At 40.2% G+C, this 20,857-nt stretch carries 24 protein-coding genes and 2 tRNA genes; 10 read left to right on the top strand and 16 right to left on the bottom strand.

All coding sequences use genetic code 11. The features are described 5' to 3' along the window. Position 1: 1 nt before the first annotated feature. The 6 genes from MSC25_RS17910 to MSC25_RS17885 all read left to right on the top strand — a co-directional run bounded on the left by MSC25_RS17910 (position 2) and on the right by MSC25_RS17885 (position 4,164). On the top strand, positions 2-1,723 hold the full coding sequence (locus MSC25_RS17910; protein WP_248444130.1) for a polyamine aminopropyltransferase: 1,722 nt from the start codon (positions 2-4) through the stop codon (positions 1,721-1,723). Between the two features lie 80 nt (positions 1,724-1,803). Continuing rightward, positions 1,804-2,217, top strand: coding sequence for a DUF2170 family protein (locus MSC25_RS17905; protein ID WP_004589139.1), 414 nt, complete (start codon positions 1,804-1,806; stop codon positions 2,215-2,217). Positions 2,218-2,241: 24 nt separating this feature from the next. After that, on the top strand, positions 2,242-2,934 hold the full coding sequence (locus MSC25_RS17900) for a PspA/IM30 family protein (protein ID WP_004589140.1): 693 nt from the start codon (positions 2,242-2,244) through the stop codon (positions 2,932-2,934). 73 nt (positions 2,935-3,007) lie between these two features. Beyond that, on the top strand, positions 3,008-3,646 hold the full coding sequence (locus MSC25_RS17895; RefSeq protein ID WP_248444129.1) for a DUF4178 domain-containing protein: 639 nt from the start codon (positions 3,008-3,010) through the stop codon (positions 3,644-3,646). Further along, positions 3,643-3,963 carry a hypothetical protein gene (locus MSC25_RS17890; protein ID WP_004589142.1) on the top strand — a complete coding sequence of 107 codons (321 nt, stop codon included), beginning with the start codon at positions 3,643-3,645 and terminating at the stop codon, positions 3,961-3,963. The genes MSC25_RS17895 and MSC25_RS17890 overlap by 4 nt, the downstream gene beginning before the upstream one ends. A gap of 15 nt (positions 3,964-3,978) precedes the next feature. Then, positions 3,979-4,164, top strand: coding sequence for a hypothetical protein (locus MSC25_RS17885; protein WP_024032117.1), 186 nt, complete (start codon positions 3,979-3,981; stop codon positions 4,162-4,164). A gap of 20 nt (positions 4,165-4,184) precedes the next feature. Here MSC25_RS17885 and MSC25_RS17880 read toward each other — a convergent pair whose 3' ends face one another. The 5 genes from MSC25_RS17880 to MSC25_RS17860 all read right to left on the bottom strand — a co-directional run bounded on the left by MSC25_RS17880 (position 4,185) and on the right by MSC25_RS17860 (position 7,271). Continuing rightward, on the bottom strand, positions 4,185-4,589 hold the full coding sequence (locus MSC25_RS17880) for a hypothetical protein (protein WP_024032116.1): 405 nt from the start codon (positions 4,587-4,589) through the stop codon (positions 4,185-4,187). Positions 4,590-4,599: 10 nt separating this feature from the next. Then, positions 4,600-5,124: a hypothetical protein gene (locus MSC25_RS17875; protein WP_004589145.1), complete on the bottom strand. Its 525-nt coding sequence runs from the start codon at positions 5,122-5,124 to the stop codon at positions 4,600-4,602. 107 nt (positions 5,125-5,231) lie between these two features. After that, positions 5,232-6,608 carry a class II fumarate hydratase gene (locus tag MSC25_RS17870; RefSeq protein ID WP_248444128.1) on the bottom strand — a complete coding sequence of 459 codons (1,377 nt, stop codon included), beginning with the start codon at positions 6,606-6,608 and terminating at the stop codon, positions 5,232-5,234. A 10-nt stretch (positions 6,609-6,618) separates the two neighbouring features. After that, the gene (locus tag MSC25_RS17865) at positions 6,619-6,984 is read right to left on the bottom strand and encodes a hypothetical protein (RefSeq protein ID WP_004589147.1); all 366 of its coding nucleotides are present in this window, start codon (positions 6,982-6,984) and stop codon (positions 6,619-6,621) included. 101 nt (positions 6,985-7,085) lie between these two features. After that, a complete protein-coding gene (locus MSC25_RS17860; protein ID WP_004589148.1) occupies positions 7,086-7,271 on the bottom strand; it encodes a hypothetical protein in 186 nt (61 codons plus the stop codon). 200 nt (positions 7,272-7,471) lie between these two features. Here MSC25_RS17860 and MSC25_RS17855 point away from each other — a divergent pair, with 200 nt between their 5' ends. Continuing rightward, on the top strand, positions 7,472-8,062 hold the full coding sequence (locus tag MSC25_RS17855) for a DUF938 domain-containing protein (protein WP_248444127.1): 591 nt from the start codon (positions 7,472-7,474) through the stop codon (positions 8,060-8,062). Here the strand turns inward: MSC25_RS17855 and MSC25_RS17850 are convergent. From MSC25_RS17850 to MSC25_RS17825, 6 genes are all read right to left on the bottom strand, one after another. Next, positions 8,039-9,178, bottom strand: coding sequence for a GNAT family N-acetyltransferase (locus MSC25_RS17850; protein WP_055255368.1), 1,140 nt, complete (start codon positions 9,176-9,178; stop codon positions 8,039-8,041). The two genes, MSC25_RS17855 and MSC25_RS17850, sit on opposite strands and share 24 nt — an antisense overlap. Positions 9,179-9,264: 86 nt before the next feature. Beyond that, a complete protein-coding gene (locus MSC25_RS17845) occupies positions 9,265-11,985 on the bottom strand; it encodes an ATP-binding protein (protein WP_248444126.1) in 2,721 nt (906 codons plus the stop codon). A 132-nt stretch (positions 11,986-12,117) separates the two neighbouring features. Further along, entirely contained in the window at positions 12,118-12,606 is a 489-nt protein-coding gene (locus tag MSC25_RS17840) for an RNA-binding protein (RefSeq protein ID WP_248444124.1), read from the bottom strand. Between the two features lie 461 nt (positions 12,607-13,067). Beyond that, positions 13,068-13,160, bottom strand: a tRNA-Ser gene (locus MSC25_RS17835). Positions 13,161-13,213: 53 nt separating this feature from the next. Further along, positions 13,214-13,304, bottom strand: a tRNA-Ser gene (locus tag MSC25_RS17830). Between the two features lie 220 nt (positions 13,305-13,524). After that, positions 13,525-13,665 (bottom strand): hypothetical protein, encoded by a 141-nt coding sequence (locus tag MSC25_RS17825; RefSeq protein WP_004589025.1) that lies wholly within the window; start codon positions 13,663-13,665, stop codon positions 13,525-13,527. 327 nt (positions 13,666-13,992) lie between these two features. Here MSC25_RS17825 and MSC25_RS17820 point away from each other — a divergent pair, with 327 nt between their 5' ends. After that, positions 13,993-14,865 carry a YegS/Rv2252/BmrU family lipid kinase gene (locus tag MSC25_RS17820; protein WP_248444121.1) on the top strand — a complete coding sequence of 291 codons (873 nt, stop codon included), beginning with the start codon at positions 13,993-13,995 and terminating at the stop codon, positions 14,863-14,865. Positions 14,866-14,901: 36 nt separating this feature from the next. Here MSC25_RS17820 and MSC25_RS17815 read toward each other — a convergent pair whose 3' ends face one another. After that, positions 14,902-15,831, bottom strand: coding sequence for an EamA family transporter (locus tag MSC25_RS17815; RefSeq protein ID WP_248444119.1), 930 nt, complete (start codon positions 15,829-15,831; stop codon positions 14,902-14,904). A 105-nt stretch (positions 15,832-15,936) separates the two neighbouring features. Here MSC25_RS17815 and MSC25_RS17810 point away from each other — a divergent pair, with 105 nt between their 5' ends. Beyond that, entirely contained in the window at positions 15,937-17,379 is a 1,443-nt protein-coding gene (locus MSC25_RS17810) for a PLP-dependent aminotransferase family protein (RefSeq protein ID WP_055255372.1), read from the top strand. 58 nt (positions 17,380-17,437) lie between these two features. Here the strand turns inward: MSC25_RS17810 and MSC25_RS17805 are convergent, their stop codons facing one another. Further along, positions 17,438-18,232: a YggN family protein gene (locus MSC25_RS17805; protein WP_248444117.1), complete on the bottom strand. Its 795-nt coding sequence runs from the start codon at positions 18,230-18,232 to the stop codon at positions 17,438-17,440. A 380-nt stretch (positions 18,233-18,612) separates the two neighbouring features. Here MSC25_RS17805 and MSC25_RS17800 point away from each other — a divergent pair, with 380 nt between their 5' ends. After that, positions 18,613-18,798 (top strand): hypothetical protein, encoded by a 186-nt coding sequence (locus tag MSC25_RS17800; protein ID WP_004589020.1) that lies wholly within the window; start codon positions 18,613-18,615, stop codon positions 18,796-18,798. A 108-nt stretch (positions 18,799-18,906) separates the two neighbouring features. On the opposite strand, the gene MSC25_RS17795 is transcribed toward MSC25_RS17800, so the two are convergent. The 3 genes from MSC25_RS17795 to MSC25_RS17785 all read right to left on the bottom strand — a co-directional run bounded on the left by MSC25_RS17795 (position 18,907) and on the right by MSC25_RS17785 (position 20,787). Then, entirely contained in the window at positions 18,907-19,401 is a 495-nt protein-coding gene (locus tag MSC25_RS17795; protein WP_248444115.1) for a glutathione peroxidase, read from the bottom strand. A 385-nt stretch (positions 19,402-19,786) separates the two neighbouring features. Beyond that, positions 19,787-20,086 carry an AzlD domain-containing protein gene (locus MSC25_RS17790; RefSeq protein ID WP_004589018.1) on the bottom strand — a complete coding sequence of 100 codons (300 nt, stop codon included), beginning with the start codon at positions 20,084-20,086 and terminating at the stop codon, positions 19,787-19,789. Further along, complete coding sequence (locus MSC25_RS17785) at positions 20,083-20,787, bottom strand: AzlC family ABC transporter permease (RefSeq protein ID WP_096040935.1); 705 nt, start codon at positions 20,785-20,787, stop codon at positions 20,083-20,085. The genes MSC25_RS17790 and MSC25_RS17785 overlap by 4 nt, the downstream gene beginning before the upstream one ends. Between the last annotated feature and the right edge of the window lie 70 nt (positions 20,788-20,857).

The raw sequence follows: 20,857 nt of genomic DNA, 5'->3' as shown, positions 1-20,857 counted from the left end.
AGTGTCATCAACTACAACTAGCCCAAGTAAATCACGTTTACTTGGGCACGATATTTTACTAATAACTGTTATGGCCGTACTCGCTGGGTGCGGCCTTATTTATGAATACTTACTTTCGCATTACGCAGGGCGGGTACTGGGCTCTGTAGAGAGTGCTATCTATGCCATGATTGGCACAATGATAGTTGCCATGGGCTTAGGCGCATTTTTAGCCCGTTGGTTTAAAGATGCCTTTACCGCCTTTGCTTGGCTTGAAAGTATTATTGCCCTGGTTGGCATGGGCTGTATTTTGGCAATAGCCGGTGTAATTGCTGTAAGTTATTCACTTCCTCATTTGTTTTCTAGTATTTTTAATTTACCTCCAGATGTTGTTCTCAATGGCTATGTATTTCAAAAGCTGCAAGAGTGGTCACGCTTTTTACCGTATGTGTTTGGTTTAGTACTGGGTTTATTTATTGGTATGGAAATACCGCTTATTGCACGTATTCGCCAACATGTGTACGGGCGTTTTTTAGAAAACAATGCAGGCACTATTTATGGTGCCGATTATATTGGCGCGGGTATTGGTGCGGCTATTTGGGTAAGCATTATGCTGGCGATGCCTATAATGCAAGCTGCAGCGTGGACAGCTCTTTTTAATATACTGGCAGGGCTCGCCTTTTTATGGCGCTACCATGCTCATGTGCGCTTTGCTAAGGCACTTCTGATCTGCCATATAGTGTTACTGGCACTGTTTGGGTTTATTTTAGTGATGGGAAGTAGCTGGATGAACAGCTTAAGTAATGTACTTTATAAAGATAAAGTTATTTACTCACAAGCAACTAAATACCAGCATGTAGTATTAACCGAGCGCTTAAGTAAAAACCAGCCAGCGCCTATTACCGACTTGTATTTAAATGGGCGTTTACAGTTCTCGAGTATTGATGAACAAATATATCATTCAATGCTGGTGTATCCGGCAATGCTCGCATCAAACCGGCACGATAGCGTATTAATTATTGGTGGTGGCGACGGGCTTGCCCTTAGAGATGTTTTAAAGTGGCCAGTGAACGACGTAACGTTAATTGATTTAGATGCACAGCTGCTTAATTTATTTGGCAATAAAGACGGTGATTTTACAGCGCCTGAGTCTATAAGTAAGCGGTTATTAGCGCTAAATAAGCAATCGATGTTAGACCCGCGCGCCAATATTATTGTGGGAGATGCGTTTTTAGAGGTTGAAAGGCTCCTTGATCAAGGTAAGCAATTTGACACTATTTTAATTGACTTGCCGGACCCTAATCACCCCGATTTAAACAAAATGTACAGCGACTATTTTTATAACCATGTACGTCAATTGTTAGCTTCCGATGGCGCAATGGCTGTGCAGTCTACCTCGCCTTATCATGCCAAAAAAGCATTTTTAAGTATTGCTAAAACGGTAAAAGCGGCGGGTTTTGATTATGTTGAGCAGTACCAGCAAAATATTCCTTCGTTTGGGCAATGGGGGTGGACAATAGCCACTAAAATGGGTCAACCAGCCAGTGGGCGAATTAAAAACATAAGCGCTATGCCGGTGCCATCAAGGTGGGTAAGTAAAGAATATTTATTAGCCAGCTTTGTATTTCCTAACCAGTATTTTGAACAAGTTAAAAGTATTGATGTCAATAGGTTAGGTTCTGGTCAGCTATATGATTACTACCGTAATGCATGGCAGATAGAAAGCGAATTGTATAAAAATTAATAAAACATGGTTGACATAATATGTCGGCCGTGCGAATCTTAACTCAGACATAATATGTCAAACAGCAAAAAGGCAGAGACATGGAATTAAATGAACTTTCAATAAAATTAGCTTCTTTTGAAACAGAAGGCGCTAACTTTGAGTCTTTCTTGATTGCCAACCCTGGTGAGCAAGATGTTTTACAAGTCATAGTTGATGGAAACGATGAGCTTCCAATTTTTGTTACGCAAACACAAGAGCAGTTGTTATGTATTAGCTACTTGTTTGGCGAAGATGAAGTAAAAAGTGAATTACGCAACGAGTTAAACGAAACACTACTACGTTTAAACGTGCCAATTCCACTGAGTGCATTTGCTAAAATCGATAACAAATACGCGATTTTTGGTGCACTGTCGGTAAATTCATCATTAGATGATATTACCCACGAACTAGTGACACTAGCTGACAACGCTATTGACGCACTAGAAGCCGTGACCTTGTATTTAAACGATTAGTAACTAGTTAGTGGAGTTAAGATTATGAGTATATTAAAAAAATTATTTACAGCAGTACGTGGCGGCGCGCGTGAAGCGGGCGAAGCAATTGTAGATGCAAACGGCATTCGTATTTTTGAACAAGAAATAGCAGATGCGCAAAATGCACTTAATCGTGCTAAAAAGAGCCTTACAGAAGTAATGGCTAAAGAAATGCAAACTAAGCGTAAAATTAGCGCAGTTGATGCATCAATTGCTGAGCACGAAGCATATGCAGGCCAAGCACTTGAAAAAGGTAACGAAGCCTTAGCATTAGAAATTGCCGAAAAAATTGGCGACTTTGAAGCTGAAAAAGCTGAAAACGAGCAAGTATTAGCAGGTTTTAGCAATCATATTGTAGCGCTTAAACAACAAGTTAAAGACGCTGAAAAGTCGATTAAAGAAAACCAACGTCAGCTTACTATGGTTAAAACCACAGAAAGCGTACAGCAAGCTACTATGGCCGTTAACAGCACGCTTAATACTAATAGCTCGTCTATGACATCGGCCCGTCAGTCGCTTGAGCGTATTAAACAGCGCCAGCAAGATCGTAGTGACCAGTTAGGCGCTGCAAAAGAGCTTGAGTCAGATACAAATGGCGACGATTTAAAAGCAAAAATGGCTGAAGCCGGTATTGGCGATACAAGCCCAAAAAGTGCCGATATTTTAGCGCGCATTAAAGCCAAGCAAAACGGCTAACAGTTCGTACATTTATAATAAAAGGTAATTAAGCGTGGCTTAGTTACCTTTTTTGCTTAAGGGATGCCTCATTATGTTTAATTTTTTCAAATCAAAAAAAGAGCCAGAACGTCAGCTTAACCATGCAAGTGAGCTTAAAAAAGGTGACATGTTTAGCGTTATCGATTCATTTGCGTATCCGTCGTGGTTAAAAGGGCAAACGCTGCGTGTTATTGATATTCAAACCTATCAATATCAGCACAGTAGTGATACTGAGTTTGTGCTAGAGACAAACAGCGGACAGGTGGTATTTTTACAAATTGAGCAAGATGATGGCGAGCAGTGGGCTAATTTTTCAATCAAAATTCAGCGTGACGACGTAGAGCAAATATTTGGGCTAGACGAATTTGCACGTATTTTTGATGAAGAGTCGTTAACTCATATACAGGTGCAAAATACGCCAGAGCAGTTTATGCAGTTTTTAGCTAAAAGCTATCAGCAAAGTGAATCGCCTTATGTGTGCTACTTCCATAACAAAGATTTTCGTGGCCAGTCATTACCGCGCTATGAGCAAGAGGGTGGCGAACTTTGTGAAATGATTTGCTTAGCATCGCCAGACGAAAGGCATGGCTTAAATATTGAAATATGGGATGGCGGTGAGACCGAAGTGTCACTAACGCTAACACGCCCAATTACCGATATAGTCGACTTGTTTCCAGGAGATGCGAAGTGAGTGATGCTAAAGACAAGTGGTTACGTCAAGAGCAAGCTGTGCGTGCCACACAAATGGCATTTGATTTAAGCAGCGAAGTACAAAAGTCGATAAAAAAGCAGGCCATTGACCAAGAGCTTACGCCCTCAGATATGATCCGTAAAATTTTAGGCTTAGATGTAAAGTCTAAAAAAACACGTCAGCGCCTATCGTTTAATTTAAACGATGATGAAATAGCCCAACTTGCAACGCGGTTTAATGTCCAAAGTGATGATAAGCGAGCCGTAAAGCAACAAGTAGCAGAGTTATTAATTGCTCATACTAAAAACACTAAGTAGTTAATTTAGATTTATATGAATATTATTTTAATTGCTTACTTAATTATTTTTGCTTTGTTTGGCACAGCTGCAAGTTACTTTGTGCGATTTATTTATGCGTACTGGGTAAAAAAAGAAATGCCGATGAAATACATTGTTAAAGCAGGAATTAGTGTGGTGCTAGTGGTGGTTATTTCAGCGTTAATACCTTTTATAGGTTAACGCTGAAATTGGCGTTTGCGCTATTTTATATCAAATGCCTGGCATTGCTGATTAATACACAGGGTTTGTACCTCAAGTACCGGTGAGCAATCGGTTAAACCTTGCGCTTTGTTTTGCGCTTTTTGTTGTTGTGTAATTTTTTGGGCAACTTCTTCGGCGTGCTCTTGAGAGGTATTAAGTGTTGAATACACAACATACTTACTTGGCCCACCACATGCTCGAGCACCTACTTCGAGTACCTTACACTGAAAGCTTGCGGTGCAACTATTATCACTAACAATGTTATTAAGATCGTAGTTCAAGTCAGACAAATTCTGATTTTGCTCAGTACTTGATGATGTGTTTGCACAGCCGCTAAGTAATAGCATAGCGCTGGTGGCAACACTCACAATTGATAATTTAATTGCTGATGGTAAACAACTCATAACCTTGTCCTTAAAATACACTTACCGCTGAACCTTCAAGTTTAACACATTTATTTTCAACACACTGCGTGCTTGGCGAAGTTAAATGTTGGCACGTGCTCATCATTTCATTTTGTGTGTTGTAGGCTTTTTCAAGCGTTGTTATTTGCTTTGCAAGCGAACTGACTTGCCCCTCTTTAGCTGATTTTGTTGAGTAAACAACATAATCACTTGGTCCGCCGCAAGCTTTGCTTCCTACAGGCATAACCTTACATTGTGCAGAGGTATCGCACTGTGTATTGGCAATTAACGTATTAAGCTCGCTTTTTGCGGTTTTAATGTCGTTAAGTGATACTGCTTTTAAAGCGGTTTTTATGGGTTGTGATGCATCAGTAGGGGTTTTGTGCTTGTTTTCACTGCTGGTTTGTTGAGGTACTTCTTTATGCGGTACTTCTTTAAGCTCGTTCACCGAGTTAGTTGGTGCATCTTGCGATGTTGTTTCGAGGCATGCAGTTAAACAAAGTGGTAAAAGTAGGGCTAACAGTGGAGTACGCATAACAAACCTTGATAGTGATGAATTATTCATCACTATCATACACGGTGCATTTTTAACGGCAATAAAAACTATATTATCAAGTAATTAAAGCCGTTTTAGATTTACCTTTATAAACCGCCTTGGGTAAGTTTCGTGGGGTTAAGCAGTTTTTCTAATTCACTGCGTGGAAGGTCGGTTTCTTGCTCTGCGACATCAATTATTGGGCGGGCTTCTTTGTAGGCTTGCTTAGCTATTTTGGCTGCTTTTTCGTAACCGATCACCGGATTAAGCGCTGTCACTAAAATTGGATTTTTGGCCAGTGCTTTATCAATATTGGTTTGGTTTACTTTAAAACTCGCAATGGCTTTATCTGCCAATGCTTGGGCGCTATTAGCAAGTAGCTCAATGCTTTGTAAAATATTGTGCGCAATAACAGGTAGCATTACGTTTAGCTCAAAATTACCCGCTTGGCCTGCCACGGTGATGGTTGCATCGTTACCTATAACTTGAGCACTTACCATGGCTGCCGCTTCTGGGATTACCGGGTTTACTTTACCCGGCATAATCGATGAGCCTGGTTGCAGTGCTTCAAGCTCTATTTCGCCAAGCCCGGCAAGTGGGCCTGAGTTCATCCAGCGTAAGTCATTGGCTATTTTCATTTGTGCTACAGCGAGCACTTTTAGCTGACCTGAGAGCGCTACAATGGCATCTTGCGAGCCAATATTGTAAAAAAAGTTACTGCTTGGCTTAAAACTTATACCCACATTAGCGCTTAAGTTTTTAGCAAACTTTGAGGCAAATTCGCCATCAGCATTAATACCCGTGCCAACAGCTGTCCCGCCTTGGGCAAGCTCACATACTCGCTCTAAGCTATGGCGAATGCCTGAGGCTGCATTATTTACTTGTGATTGCCACGCGCTTAGCGTTTGCTCAAATGTAACGGGCATAGCATCCATTAAATGCGTGCGGCCTGTTTTAACTATTTTGCCAACGTCTGCCTTTTTTTGCTCTAAACTCTGCGATAGTTTTTCAAGAGATGGCAGTAGTTCATAAACTACGTTAATAGCGCTACTTAGTGCAATGGCTGTAGGCACAACATCGTTAGAGCTTTGCCCCATATTTACATCATCGTTGGGGTGAATTGGCTCATTAACAATGCGGGTTGCAAGCGTTGCGATAACTTCATTCGCGTTCATGTTCGAGCTGGTGCCTGAGCCAGTTTGGAAAATATCAACCGGGAAGTGCTCGTAATGCTCGCCATCAATAATTTGTTGGCATGCTTGCTCAATAGCGTTGGCTTTACTTTTACTTAAGTGATTTAGCTCAAAGTTACTTTGTGCTGCAGCTTGCTTAATGTATGCAAGCGCTGTTACAAACTGTTTTGGCATAGTTAAGCCGCTAATAGCAAAGTTGTTAACTGCACGCTGGGTTTGCGCTTGGTATAGCGCATCACTAGGGACCTGTAATTCACCCATGCTGTCGGATTCGGTTCTAAAATTGCTCATAAGTCGCTCCTTAAAAAGGGTTAAATTCGTGACTGAGTACGCGAGCTTCGCGCTCAAGTTTTAAAAATTTTTCAGTATCGTTATGTGCATAGTAAAAGCGTTTTAATGCCAATAAGGGTTTATATAATTGCTCAAGGCACTGCTTACGAATGGCATTGTGTATTAGAGGGTCGCACATTTTATTGATAATTTCATGGTGAGTGCGTAATAAATACAACTCTTGTAGTAAGGGGTTACGCTGTTTTTCAAAGCTTTTAGCAACGTTTAAAGCGGTTTCTATGTAGTGAGCTACCACCATAGGCGCATGTAAGCCCGGGCGTAAGCAGTTACAAGCAAGTTCATGATGATAAGGCTGTAATGCCTGAAAGGGAGACATAAAAAAACCGATTCAAGTTAACGATAATAGTTATCATTACATTTAATCGGTTTCAGTGTAAACAGTTATTATAAAAATTATTTGCAGCGTTTAATTGAGTATCAATTATAGCCAAGAATGAATATTTGGTCTGTTTCATGTTTTTTTAGCGCCTGTTGATTTTGGTTACAGTGAGAAAGTAAGTCGATTACAGTGGCTCTACTATCACAGGTGCTACTTGGTTTTTCGGTGCTTTTTTCTGTCACTGAGACAACAGCGTCTACAGCGGTGTAAGGGGGAGTATGCATAATTTTATCCTCGTATTTAATATTGGTAATACACCCTACTTAGGGTTGATTTAATTAAAGCATAATACATACCATCGTCTTATTTTTATTTTAGTGCCATGAATTAACTCACTTTTATAAATTATCTATAAAACTTTAATTGTTCAGTGCCATTTTTTTGCGTTAATGTTGTGCAATAAATTTCAATATTGGTGCAGGTCATGATCAAACCTTTCTCACAAGCGTGTGAAAACAATAAGGGTCCTATTTTAGAAGTGCTTAAAACGGTTTTTAATAAGACAGAATATGTACTCGAAATAGGCACGGGTACGGGGCAGCATAGTGTGTTTTTTGCTGAGCAATTACCGCATTTACAGTGGTATGCAAGTGATCGCCGTATAAACCATGAGGGCATAAATTTATGGCATAAGGAGGCAAGTTTAACTAATTTACACGGCCCTCTTGAGCTTGATTTGAATTACGCATGGCCGGTAAATAACGTAGATGCTATTTACACAGCAAATACGTTTCATATTGTAAGTTGGCAGTTGGTTGAGCAATTTTTTAAAGGGGTTTCAACGCACTTAGCAAGCCAGGGAGTAGTGTGTATTTATGGCCCTTTCAAATACCAAGGGCAGTTTACAAGTGCAAGTAATGAAGAGTTCGATCGCTTTTTAACACAGCGTGACCCATTTAGCGGCATTCGTGATTTTGAGGCCATAGAGCAATTAGCAACACAAGCAGGCCTTACACTCATAAGTGATACAGCTATGCCAGCTAACAATCAGTTATTGGTTTTTAAACGGCAGTAAATCAGCGCACTGCGTTTTATAAATTGTCATATGTTGGCGTTCTCGCTTTAGGTAGTCGTTTATTGCTGCTCTAAAGTCGGGTTCAACAATATAGTGGCTGGAGTAAGTAAAAACAGGCTCAAACCCACGAGGTATTTTATGCTCACCTTGAGCGCCGGAGTGAAAGCAATGTAAGTTATGCTTAATCGCAAATTCAATCCCCTGGTAGTAACACAGCTCAAAATGAAGAGAGTCTATTTCTTCGCTGGCGCCCCAATAGCGGCCATACAAGGTATTTTTACCTTGTAAGCTTAGTGTTGCTGCCACTATTTTGTTGTCTTTTTTGGCGAGCATAATAATTAGCTGATCGCCCATTAGTGCCTGTAATAAAGTAAAAAACTCAATATTTAAATACCCTAAATGCCCAGAACGTTTTAAATAAGTACGCTGATAAAACTCACAAAATAGCTGCATTGTTTCAGGGCTTAGGTGCGAGCCTTGCAGCCATTCAATGGAAATATTTTGCTGCGCTATTTTAGCTCGCTCTTTTTTTAGCGTTTTTCGTTTGCGTGCGGTGAGTGTATTTAAAAAATCGTCAAAGGTTTTAAAGCCTTTATTAAACCATTGAAACTGCACGCCTACGCGCTGCATTATATCGTCAGTACACAGGGCTTGAGCTTGAACCTTTGGGCAAAAGTTAACATGCCAGCCAGACCAACCTTGCTCCACACTGGTTAAATTTAATTGCTTTTTTATGTACTCGTATACGCTTTGTGTATTCGTATGTGCAATGGCAATACGCTGGCCTTCAATGGGGCTAAAAGGTACACCGCTTAGCCATTTAGGGTAATAGGCTAATCCGCGTTGCTCGTAGGCTTCTGCCCATGCCCAATCAAAAACATACTCTCCGTAAGAGTGGCTTTTTAAATACCCAGGAGCGAGTGCGACTAGTTTATCAGCTTCATAAACCGCTAAGTGCTGAGGCTGCCAGCCTGTCTCTTTGTTTACGCAGTGGCTTTGCTCTAATGCATATAAAAATGCATGGCGGGTAAAAGGTTCATTACCGAATAAACGCGTCCATTCGTGTACGTCTATCTGGTTAATATCACTAAACCATTGGTGGGTAAAAGTGGCCATTACTGCTTACCTTGGGCTGCTTTATAGTGGGTGGTGGCGTTTTAAACTAAGTTAACACAAGTGCATTTATTTAGCGCATTATTGTATTAGTGCTCTTCAATTTCGGCGTATTGGGCTAAGCACGCGGTTAGCTTAACCAGTTCTAGCGGTTTTGCAAGATGCTGATTAAAACCAACGGCTTGAGCATGGGCTTTATCCTCAGGCATAACATCGGCGGTCAGCGCAATAATAGGCAGCTCTACCTCACTTTTAAATTGCCTAATTAGGGCGGTGGCTCTGTAACCATCCATTATTGGCATTTGGCAGTCCATTAAAATTAAGTCAAAGTGTTGCTCTTTTGCTATATCTACTGCCGCTTCACCATTTTCGACAATATGGGCAACAATACCTAATGAGCCTAGCATGGCTTTAATTACCATTTGGTTTACGGGGTTATCTTCTGCTACTAGCACTTTTAAGGCCGCCAATTTAGTACCCGAGTATACAAGCTCGGCTTGCTCTTGTACTGGGCTGGTGCGAAGCTCAACGTCAAATTTAAACGTAGAGCCAACGTTTGGTTCGCTCTGTAATGTGACGTTACCGCCCATTAATTTACTGAGCTCTTTTACGACAGTTAAGCCCAGGCCTGTGCCACCGTATCGCCTTGATGTTGAGTCGTCGGCTTGGGTAAAGGCACTAAATAGCTTGGACTGCTGGGTAGGCTTTATGCCAATACCCGTATCTGTAACGGTTACGGTAATTTTAACTTTGTCAGTACTGATAAACTCTCCACCAAAGTCTACATTTACTTTGCCTTGCTCTGTAAATTTTATTGCGTTGCTGCAAAGGTTCAGCACTACTTGCTCAAAGCGTAAAGGGTCGCCTACATACCAAGTATCTACCGGAAGATGACTGCTAACCTGCCAGCCAATGCCTTTATTGGCTGCACTGGCTTCAAACATTGTGTTAATACGCTTTATAATTGCATGAAGGTCAAACGCTGTGCTTTCTAGCTTAAGCTTATGTGATTCAATTTTTGAAATATCAAGTATGTCGTTAATCAGGTTTAGTAAGCTTTTAGATGAAGAGTTTATTTTGTCTAAGTAACCAATAAGAGTGTGTGCGTTGTCTTCTTTGCGCGCTAATGATGAAAAGCCAATAACTGCATTTAATGGTGTGCGTATTTCATGGCTCATATTGGCTAAAAATCGGCTTTTAGCCTGATTAGCTAAGTCAGATTGCTTTTTAGCTTGCGCAAGCGAATGGGTGCGCTCTGCGACTTTTCGGGTAAGGGCAATTTGTTGCTGATTAAAAAGCAGTAAAACAATTAAAATTAAGGCACATACCACCAATTGTAAGGCCATTAAAAACAGTGTTAATTGGTTATTATGGGGGGCAAGGTATTTTTCTTTTAAGGCTAAATGTGCATTCCATATTTGCCCACCAAAGCTGAGTTTTAGTTTCATAACACGGCTGCCCTGAGCAATATTTAAACTTTTTCCGTAGTTACTATAAAATGCGGGCTTATTTACATCTTCATAGAGCGCAATAGAAAACATCTCTGATTGTTGCTCGTTAATTGCTTGCTCAATAATATTACGCACTAAAAACACACCTGTTGCGTACCCCTTTATAATAGCTTTTTGCTGTTGTTGTTCGTACACGGGGGCAAATAGCAGATAGGCAGGCTCAGGCTCAGCTGTTTGCACTAACTGAATAATTTTAGTGCTGACAGGCTGATACCTAATTGCAGGGTTTACTAGCGATGCTTTTCTGTCTGGGTTTGAGTACACATTAAAACCAACCGCTTTTTGGTTGCCATTAAAAGGGGCAATGTATTTAACGATGACCATAGGATCGTCTGGTTCAAGGGGCTCGCCGACAATTTCAAAGTCTAGGTGGTATATATCGGCAACTTCTTGGGTAAACGAAGCTCGCTCACTTTGCGCTATTTTTTGATTCCACGAAAGCGCTTTAATAAACGAATGCTGTGCCAGTAACTCGCTGGCGTAGGCGTAAAAGTCTTGTTGGTTTAAATCAGGGTTAGATTGTACTTGGCTGGCTAAGCTTTGCACCGCTATTAAACTTTGGTTGATGTAGCGATATAAGCTATTTTCAATAATGTGAGCTTCTCGCTCGGCGACTTTAACGGTATTTTGTCTGTTTTCTTGGTTATAAAGCTGAGTAGTTACTGCAACAGATACAAATAAAATACTACATACCGCTAACGTAGGCAGTGGCGATATAGGCCTATTTTGCCCTTTAAACTGAGTAAGCACCAACAGCAGAGGAGTGGCAATAATTACGCCTAATGAGTCTCCTAGCCACCAAAATAACACATTTTGCCAATGATCTCTAATATCGTATGCGGAGTTAAATTGGCTCAGCGCAAACACCCCAAAATTTGCTGAAATTAAACTAACCGCAATGCCCACAACAAAAATAAAATAAATGATACTTGCGCGTTTTTTAAAATACAGCGGGTGTCCAAGCCAATATTTAAGTAAACCAGCCCCCACCATTGCCTGCAATACAATGCCAATAGCAATATACATGGCTTGGCTGAAGGTATTGCCAACTAACACCATATCGTGAGCTGTGCTGTCAAAAATATTAAAGTTAAAAGCAAAGGCTGCTATAAAAAGCGCTGGAATGAAGCGCCACCACCACATGTAGCATCCAACTAAGGCAATACCTGCAGGTAACCATACCGGGATAATTTGAGTATTAAAGGCGAGCTTAGTGAGTGAAATACCAATTAAAAAGTACGCTAATGAAAAAATTATGTAAAAGATAACTGAATGATATTTTGAGTTAAAATTTTTCACATAGCTCCCTGACTTTTTAAAAGTACTTAATTTTAAATATCAGTATAGCGAACAGTATGTTATTTGCGGTATTTTTTAATATATGTTGTAAAAGGTGTACCTTGCGCAATGTGTAAACTGCTTATTTAGCAGTTAAGGTTGTTTGCTCAGCTGCTGTTTTTGCTGCTGTAAAATAGAGATTTGTTGCTCTACAGCGCTAATTAATGCGTTATAGCGATTTTGAATCGCTGAAGTTTTAGTGGCTATCGCATCGGCTATTGATTCGGCGCCCATTCTATTAGCTTGATCTTGAGTAACATAGCTGGCTTGTTGTTTGGCGTCGGCTAAGTCTTCTTTATAATTTTTGATAGTAAGCTGGTGGCGTTTAATTTCACGATCAATTTTTTTAATCTCAATGTAGTTATCTACAGAGGCACCAGGCATTGCGGGTGAGTTTGCATTATTGCCGTACTTATCGGCAACTAGTGGCTGTTTTAGCTTAATAACTTCTGCATTGTCAGCACAGGGTGTTTGGCTAAATGTAGCGACTCCTTTAATTGTGCATTTATAAACCGTAATGTCTTGGGCTGCGTGTGTACTTAAAGCCACAAGGCCTATTAAAGGTGCAATTAAACGAAACATAATTAAACTTACGTTAGTGAAGTTGTTATTAATAATGCCGTAACTACCCAGTGTATTCAATGTGTTTTGATTTACCTATTTTAATAAGAAATGGTGGAGAAGGAGGGATTAGCTTAATTACATCCATGTAATTAATTGCTTCGCGATGCCTGCGGCGGCTTAAAGTGTTCCAGACATTTTATCGAACCCTAGCGAGGATTCTCACCCTCCTTGGATACATTGGCTGTTAAATTTCAGGCACAAAAAAACCGCAACTAAGCGGTTTTTGATAAGAAATGGTGGAGAAGGAGGGATTAGCTTAATTACATCCATGTAATTAATTGCTTCGCGATGCCTGCGGCGGCTTAAAGTGTTCCAGACATTTTATCGAACCCTAGCGAGGACTCTCACCCTCCTTGGATACATTGGCTGTTAAATTTCAGGCACAAAAAAACCGCAACTAAGCGGTTTTTAATAAGAAATGGTGGAGAAGGAGGGATTCGAACCCTCGATAGAGCTACAAACTCTATACTCCCTTAGCAGGGGAGCTCCTTCGGCCACTCGGACACCTCTCCAACGCATAACAGATTGTATTAACGGTAGTTTATTCATACCATTAATTAAATAGTGGTGGAGAGATAGGGATTTGAACCCTAGATAGGCTACAAACCTATGCCGGTTTTCAAGACCGGTGCATTCGACCACTCTGCCATCTCTCCGTGACGCAGAATAATACTTAGGTGATACCGTCGTGTAAATAGCAAATAAACTGTTTGCTTAAAAAGTAGGCGTAATTACGGTTTTTTTTGTAAATAGAGGGAAATTAGAAGGATTTAAACTAAAAATTAAAGGGTGGCAGCTAACTAAGGGAGCTAAAGAAGCGCTTTTAATAGTGGTTAGTTGTTTACTGCCCCTGCTTAATAATCATAACAAGATTGATTATTTGTATTGCGCGGCGCTGTTTAATGCTAACTTTTTGCCCATACGGTTTAATTTAGCAAGCATTTTAGCTTTACGGTTAGTTGGTTTTACGCCAACGTGGGCTGCTGCATTTTGGTTTAGGGTGTTTATTGGGTTCATGTCTTTGCTCCAAGGTGTATGTGTTTAAATCGCGAGCATTTTGACTCTTTTTTGTTTAAAAATACAACAATATAAACTAAGGCTTGGCTATTAGTTATTTTTATCTGAATTTGCATTGTTTTGTTTTTAATTAAAACTACTAAGTGCACATTTTGCATAGTTATTTAATCAGGGGAGTTAGGTTTTGATTTGTTTTATAAGTATTTTTTGTATTTGTTAATGTTTTTAGTAAATTTTTACGCACTTTTATGATTAATTATTCAGATAAATTAATTTTAACTTAATTCTTATTTATGCTGGTGTACTGGCTAATAGGAGATAAATTACTTGCAGTTGTTAATAATAGTTAAACCGAGCGTAAAAAGTGTGGTGTTAGATCACCTCGATTGGCTTAAAAAAACATGCCAGAAGAAAAATATTCTCTATATTACGGTTAAAACGACAGGCAATTTTGAGTACGACTTAGCAAACGTTAAATTGAATGCACAAAAAAGCCAAATAGCTGTGGCTATTGGAGGCGATGGCACGCTTAATTTGGCACTTAATGGCGTGATTAACAGTGCATGTAGTTTGGCAATATTACCTTGTGGTACGGGCAACGATTTTGCGCGTCGCTTCCATTGCACAGCTAAACAGTGGCAAAACGCTATTTTTAATGCCCCCACACACTTAATTGATGTAGGTAAAATTAATACTCGTTACTTTATTAATGTGGCTGGTGTTGGTTTTGATGCTCATGTAATTAAGCAGTTGGGTCATTTACAAAGCATGTCAGCTTGGCGCTATAAGTGGATGAGTTTTAAATCGCTCTTTACTTACAAAGCGAGCACACTAAATGGAGCATTTTTAAATAAGCAATGTAGCTATCAAAATTTAATAACTGTATTTGCGAACTCTCAGTATTTTGGTGGCGGCATTAAAATAGCACCTAGGGCTAAAATTGATGATGGACTGCTTGATTGCTACCAAATGCAAGCGGGTAGTCTTGTTGATCACTTATATAGCTTTATTAAATTAATTTTTAAGCGCCACCATAATTTAAAAAAGCTTACTTATAGCCAACTCAAACAGGCGCGTATTAATACTAAAAACTTATTAATTGAGGCCGATGGCGAGCTAGTAGGTGTTACGCCCGCGGTTATTGCTATTCATGAGCAGGCTATTAATTTTCATATACCAATAAAAAAGCGCCTACAGTAGGGTAGGCGCTTTTGTGTTAGTGCGTTAAAAACGCCTCTAACTGGGGACGGAGCCATTTTTAGCAACGCTGCGGCTTGCTAAAAAGGCGTTAATTCTTTTTGTGGGGGTAAGTACAATTGCATTACCCAGTAGTACTAAACTAAAGCCGGCAAAGGTGTTTGCATGCCATTCAAAGCCTTCAAAAAAGCTGCTTAATGCAACGGCCACTAGCGGAAACAGCACTATGGCGTAGCTTGCTTTTTCGGGGCCAATGTTTTTTAACAAGGCAAAATAGCAGCCAAACGCAATCACAGTGCCAAAAACAGATAAATACAATAGCGACAACCAATAGCTGGTAGGGGCACTAAAACTGACCGTTATACCATTTATTAATACATAAACGGCTAAACCTACTGCGCTATATAACATGCCCCATGCGTTACCCTGCAGCACACCTATTTGACGATTAGAATTACGTACACTAATCATATTGCCCAATGAAGCCACAAAGGTACCCCCAAGGGCAAGTAGTAACCCGACCAACGCCCCATTACTCAAGTCGAATTGCTGTAAATGCGGCCAAAACAGACAAATAATACCCACCACGCCGATTAGCGCGCCGCAGTAAATACGTTTGGCAATGGGCTTTGCAAAAAATAAACGGGTGTTGACTATGTTCATTATTAGCAACATTGAAAATGCAATAGAGGCCATTGCCGATGAGAGGTAGTTTTGTGCCCAATACAAAAGCAAATAATTTAAGCCAAAGTTAGAAATGGCCAATAAAGCAAAAAAGCCATGATCGACTAACGAAAATCGCATATTAGGCTTTTTGTAGGCCACAAATAGCCACATACATGCAGCTGCTATGGCAAAGCGATAAAACAAAGAAAGCTCCACAGCAATATCGCCTAGCTGAAACGAAATCGCGAGCCACGTAGAGCCCCAAATTAACACTGTTGTGAGATATAGCGCTGCGCTTTTCATGGCAAACCTCTAAAAAACCGATTGAGTGGTTATTTTAGAGTCTATCTGTATACTTACCATATACAGAAAAGTATAAATGTAACCTATACAGATTTGAGGCGAGATATGCAGCCAGCTGCCAATAAGCAAAAAGCCGAGTTTTTATACCAACAAGTTATTGAGCTAATTAAAGACATGCAAGCGCAAAAGGTATTACTACCAGGGGAAAAGCTTCCTTCGCTTCGTAAAATGGCCAGTAACTTAAATATTAGCATTCCGACGGTTAAGCAAGCGTATCAAGCGTTAGAAGATCAAGGGTTAGTAGAGGCACGTGAAAAATCGGGCTACTTTTTAACGGTGCTTAATACGGTTTACAGTTTGCCAAAGCGTGTAAAACTAAGCCGCGAGCCTGTCACTGTAAATAAACAAGCATTAATAGAGCAGGTATACAGCGCTATTCATCAACCTAATGTAATTGCCTTTGGTATTGCCAATCCCGTTGCTGCCGCGCCTACCGATAAAGCTTTAGCCCGTACCATGCGTCGGGTTATGACAATTGCTGGGGCGAGTGTTATTAATTATGGCCCTATTGATGGTTTTGCTGCGCTTAAAAAGCAATTAGTGCATAGATACTTAGGCTTTGGTATTGGTGTAAATATAGATGAACTGGTGATCACCAATGGCGCGCAAGAGGCGCTGGCTATCGCACTTAAGTGTGTTACTAAGCCCGGCGATGTGGTTGCAATTGAAACCCCCTGTTATCACGGCATTATTGAACTAATAGAGAGCTTAGGTTTAAAGGCGCTTGAAATTCCGCTATGCCCCGACAATGGTATTTGGCTTAACGACCTAGCTCAAGCGCTTGAGCAACATGATATAAAAGCATGCTTGTTTTCGACCGCCATAAATAACCCGGTTGGCAGCTTTATGAGCGATGAAAGCCGTAAGCAAATGGTGGACTTAATAGAGTCACATAATGTTGTTCTTATAGAAGATGATGTGTACGGTGATCTGCACTTTACTGCCAAGCGTGGCACGCCCGCTTTAGCGTATTCAAAAAAGGGGCTTGTGATCAGCTGCGCCTCGTTTTCAAAAACGGCTGCACCAAGTTATCGAGTAGGTTGGTTAATAGCAGGCAAGTTTGCAGGTCAAGCGCGCCGGCATAAGCGTGCATTAAGTTGCTCTGCCTCACTTATAAATCAGTGGACGCTTTCTGAGTTTATAGCCAGTGGTGAGTATGACCGTAATTTAAAAGTGCTTAGGCAGCGCTTACGTAATAACAAAGAACGCATGAGGTGGTGCTTATTAAACGCGATGCCTAAAAATACGCGTATTAGTGACCCTAAAGGTGGGTGTGTTATTTGGCTTGATTTAGGCCAAGGGGTAGACAGTCAAAAGTTATTTTTACTGGCGCTAGAAGCTGGTATTAGCATAACCCCTGGACTTATTTTTTCAGCAAGTAATAAGTATAAAAGCTGTATTAGGCTAAGTTACGGGGTGCAGTGGAGCGAAAAAATCGAGCAGGCTATTACCACGTTAGGTGCGCTGGCTCACACGCTAAAAGAATAAAAAAGCAGCACCTAATATACAAGTGCTGCTAAAGGGATGTTAAATACGGTGCGGTGTATTAATTTTGTTTAATGGTAAATAACTCGTAGCCTTTTAGCTGCGGTAACTGCGCTACTAATTGCTCTTCTTGCTGTGCTATGTTGGCAAAGCTGTCGCATAAAGAGTTGGCACGCTTTTCAAGCGCACTGGCATGCAGCTCTACTTTTTCTTCTATTTGCGCGCCCATATTTTCCATGCGTTGCTCAAATGCATCCATATCTCCACCCGAACCAAGCAGCTCAGAGCCTAAAGCAACTAAAATACTGCCCATTGATTGCATAACGGCAGACTCAACCACGGTTTCTATTTGCTCCTCAAATTGGTGTTCAAAGTTTTCACCAAATTGGTTAAAGCTTTGTTGGCCCATTACAAACGTACCTTGTTGATAAAAGGTGTTTTCTACTTCAAGTCTTATATCGTCCATCAGGCCAGATAAGTCATCAAGGCCATCAATATTAAATGCGTTAGCTACTTCCTCTAGTGCTACACCGGCTATTTTTACTCCGTCTAGGGCAATATTAGCGACCTCAGGTAGCTGCGTACGTAAGTTGTCTGAATACTGGGTAAGCGCTTGGCGCTGTTCGCTGTTAATGGATACTTGTTCGCCATTTATAGTTAAGTTGCCATTGCTGTTAAAGCGCATGAATTGATTAGATGCGGTAAAAATTTCTAATTCGCTAGGTTTAATGCGTACATCGTTTTTAAACTCTACATTGCACTGCTCATTGCTAAACGAGATACCCGCATTGCTATCGTTATGTGCCATTGCAGCGGGTGTACAAATTAAAGCGCTTACTAATAGTAAATTTTTCATGTTTATTCTCTAATAATTGTTGATGACAGCTAAGTATTAACAAGTTTGGTGCCATTATTTATTTTTATTTTAAAACAGTAGGTTATGAAGATTTGTGTGTTTGTAATGATTTTTAATTTTGATAAATAAACTACTTTTTAGTCAAAAACACTAAAAATAAATAAATGATAAATTTTATTTGTCGAAACGATAAAAAACTCTCACTTTCCACTTTCTCAATTTAGCGCTATTTATTCACAATATTGACATGAAGGCTATTTACGATAGTCACGTGGCTTTATTTTGGTGCTAATTTGTTCGTATCTTAGCGCTAAACATTTTTAATTTACCAAGTGCAGGAATAAACCTGAGTTGGTCTCAAACACTTTATGGAGTGGGTTGTGGGTAAGACATTTAGTTACGATGCGCTAGATGATGATTTTGTTGAAGACGAGTACGAAATGGTCGGGCGTAATCAGCATGACAAAAAAAAGCAAAAGGTGAAAAAGAAGTTGGAAGATTACCTTGAGCAAAAACGTTTGCGTAAAAATCTAGGTGAAGACGACTTAAACGATTACATAGACTAAATTATGCTAGTTAAAATAATGCGCCTTTTTATTAGGGTTTGAATGTGCGTTTACGCATGTTTAAAGGCTAAATATTGGCAGTAAAGAGGCTTTATGCCTCTTTATTACTTATTGTGCACTTAATTTAGCGAGTGCTTGTTGAATAGTGGTTTCTAGCTTTTCTGGTTTTGTAAAAGGCGCATAGCGCTTGATAGGTGTGCCATCGGACGCTATCAAAAACTTGGTGAAGTTCCACTTTATTTTTCGTGTTAAAAAGCCGGGTAAGGCCGATTTTAAATACCTAAATACAGGGTGGGCGTGACGACCGTTGACATCAACCTTAGCGGCCATTAAAAAGCTTACCCCGTAATTAATTAAACAGCCTTGTTGTATTTGCGTTGCGTCGCCTGGCTCTTGCTGACCAAATTGATTACATGGAAAACCAATAATAACCAATCCGCTTTTAGCGTACTTACTATGAAGAGTTTGTAGCGACTCGTACTGCTTAGTAAAACCACACTCACTTGCGGTATTAACAATAAGCACAACCTTGCCTTCAAAGTCGCTAAAGTTAATTGTTTTACCGTCTAACGCAGTAGCCGTTAATTGATGAAATTCATGCATGATGGATGCTTTTTTATTGTTGTTAGCTACATTCTACCCGCTGTAGCGCGTTACTAAAAGTATAAAATTTAGGCTTGTTAATACCGCCCTTAACTATGCGCTAATGGGTTGGCTGTTATTTAGGGCGTGTTGAACTTTGCGGATTGAAATTTGTTCAACCTAGGGGCGATCAAATCGCGGCGCGAGGTTTGTAACCTAGTGGGCTAAATAAAAACCGAGCAACAAAGAGTTTATCGCCCCTAGGCAGAACCCAAAGGGCAGCGCATGTTTGGCATTTATGCTACGTTATCGCCTATTTATGGGGAATAACCACACTTCACAGGCTCTGCCTTGCCTAAAAACCAAACATACTGCTGCAAATTCAAACGCCAAAGGTCAACACGCCCTAGTTTAAAATTAAAAATAACCCCATACTGGCAAGCGTTGTGTAATAAATATTATGTGTTTTGTAGGCAACAATAATGGCAACGATAGCTGCGCTTAAATAAGGGTTATGCCAGTTTAGGTTGAGCCCGTCTTCATTTATAAAAATAATGGGTACCCAAATAGCGGTTAGTACAGCGGGTGCGCTAAAGCTTAAAAACTGCTGCATTTTAGGGCCCACTTTAAAACCAAGGCGTTGATGTAAAAATAAGTAACGAGTAAAAAAGGTAATACACGCCATTAATAATATAGTGAGCATCATAATGGGTTGTCCTTTTTTTGTGTAAGCCTTGCAGTAAAGTAGCCTGCACTCATTGCAAGTAGAGCAGCACAAACCAACCACAACTCAAACCCCGTGCTTTTTAAAACTGTGGCGCTAATACCCGCAACAATCACAGTAACCAGCGAGGCTAAATTTTTTATGCCCGGTACCACAAGCGCAATAAATGTAGCTGCAATAGCAAAGTCGAGCCCTAAATTTGTTAAATCAGGGAGCACACTTCCTGCAACTATGCCTATGAGTGTCCAAAGGTTCCATGCAATATAAAAACTAAAACCCGCGCTTAAAGCGTATATTAGGCGCGCTTTTGTTTTATAGGCTTTGCGGTGATGCGAAAAGGCAAACAGCTCGTCGGTTAGTACAAAACTTATTGGTAAGCGCCACCGTAATGGCTGTGAAATAACTTTATGGCGTACGGCTAAACCGTATAAAAAATGCCGAGAGCTAATAATAAATGTGGTAAATAAAATAGTCAGTAAAGGGGTGTTACCGGCCATTAGTTCAATTGCAACTAATTGTGCAGAACCCGCGAATACAAGTAATGACATTGCTTGTGTTTCAAAGGCACTAAAGCCATTTTGAATCGCTAAAGAGCCACATAATATTCCCCAAGGAACGACCGCCAGGCAAAGCGGGAGCATATCAAAAAAACCTTTTAATACTGCGCGTTTAGTTATATTCATTAATACAAGTAAGTAATAAGTTTGTGCGTTTAGTGTGCCATAAATAGCGCTTTATGTAATATCATTAATG

The sequence above is a fragment of the Pseudoalteromonas sp. 1CM17D genome, assembly GCF_023161805.1.
Taxonomy (GTDB): Bacteria; Pseudomonadota; Gammaproteobacteria; order Enterobacterales; family Alteromonadaceae; genus Pseudoalteromonas; species Pseudoalteromonas atlantica.
The sequence above is the reverse complement of the archived record's forward strand: the minus strand, read 5'-3'. Positions and strand labels throughout refer to the sequence as shown.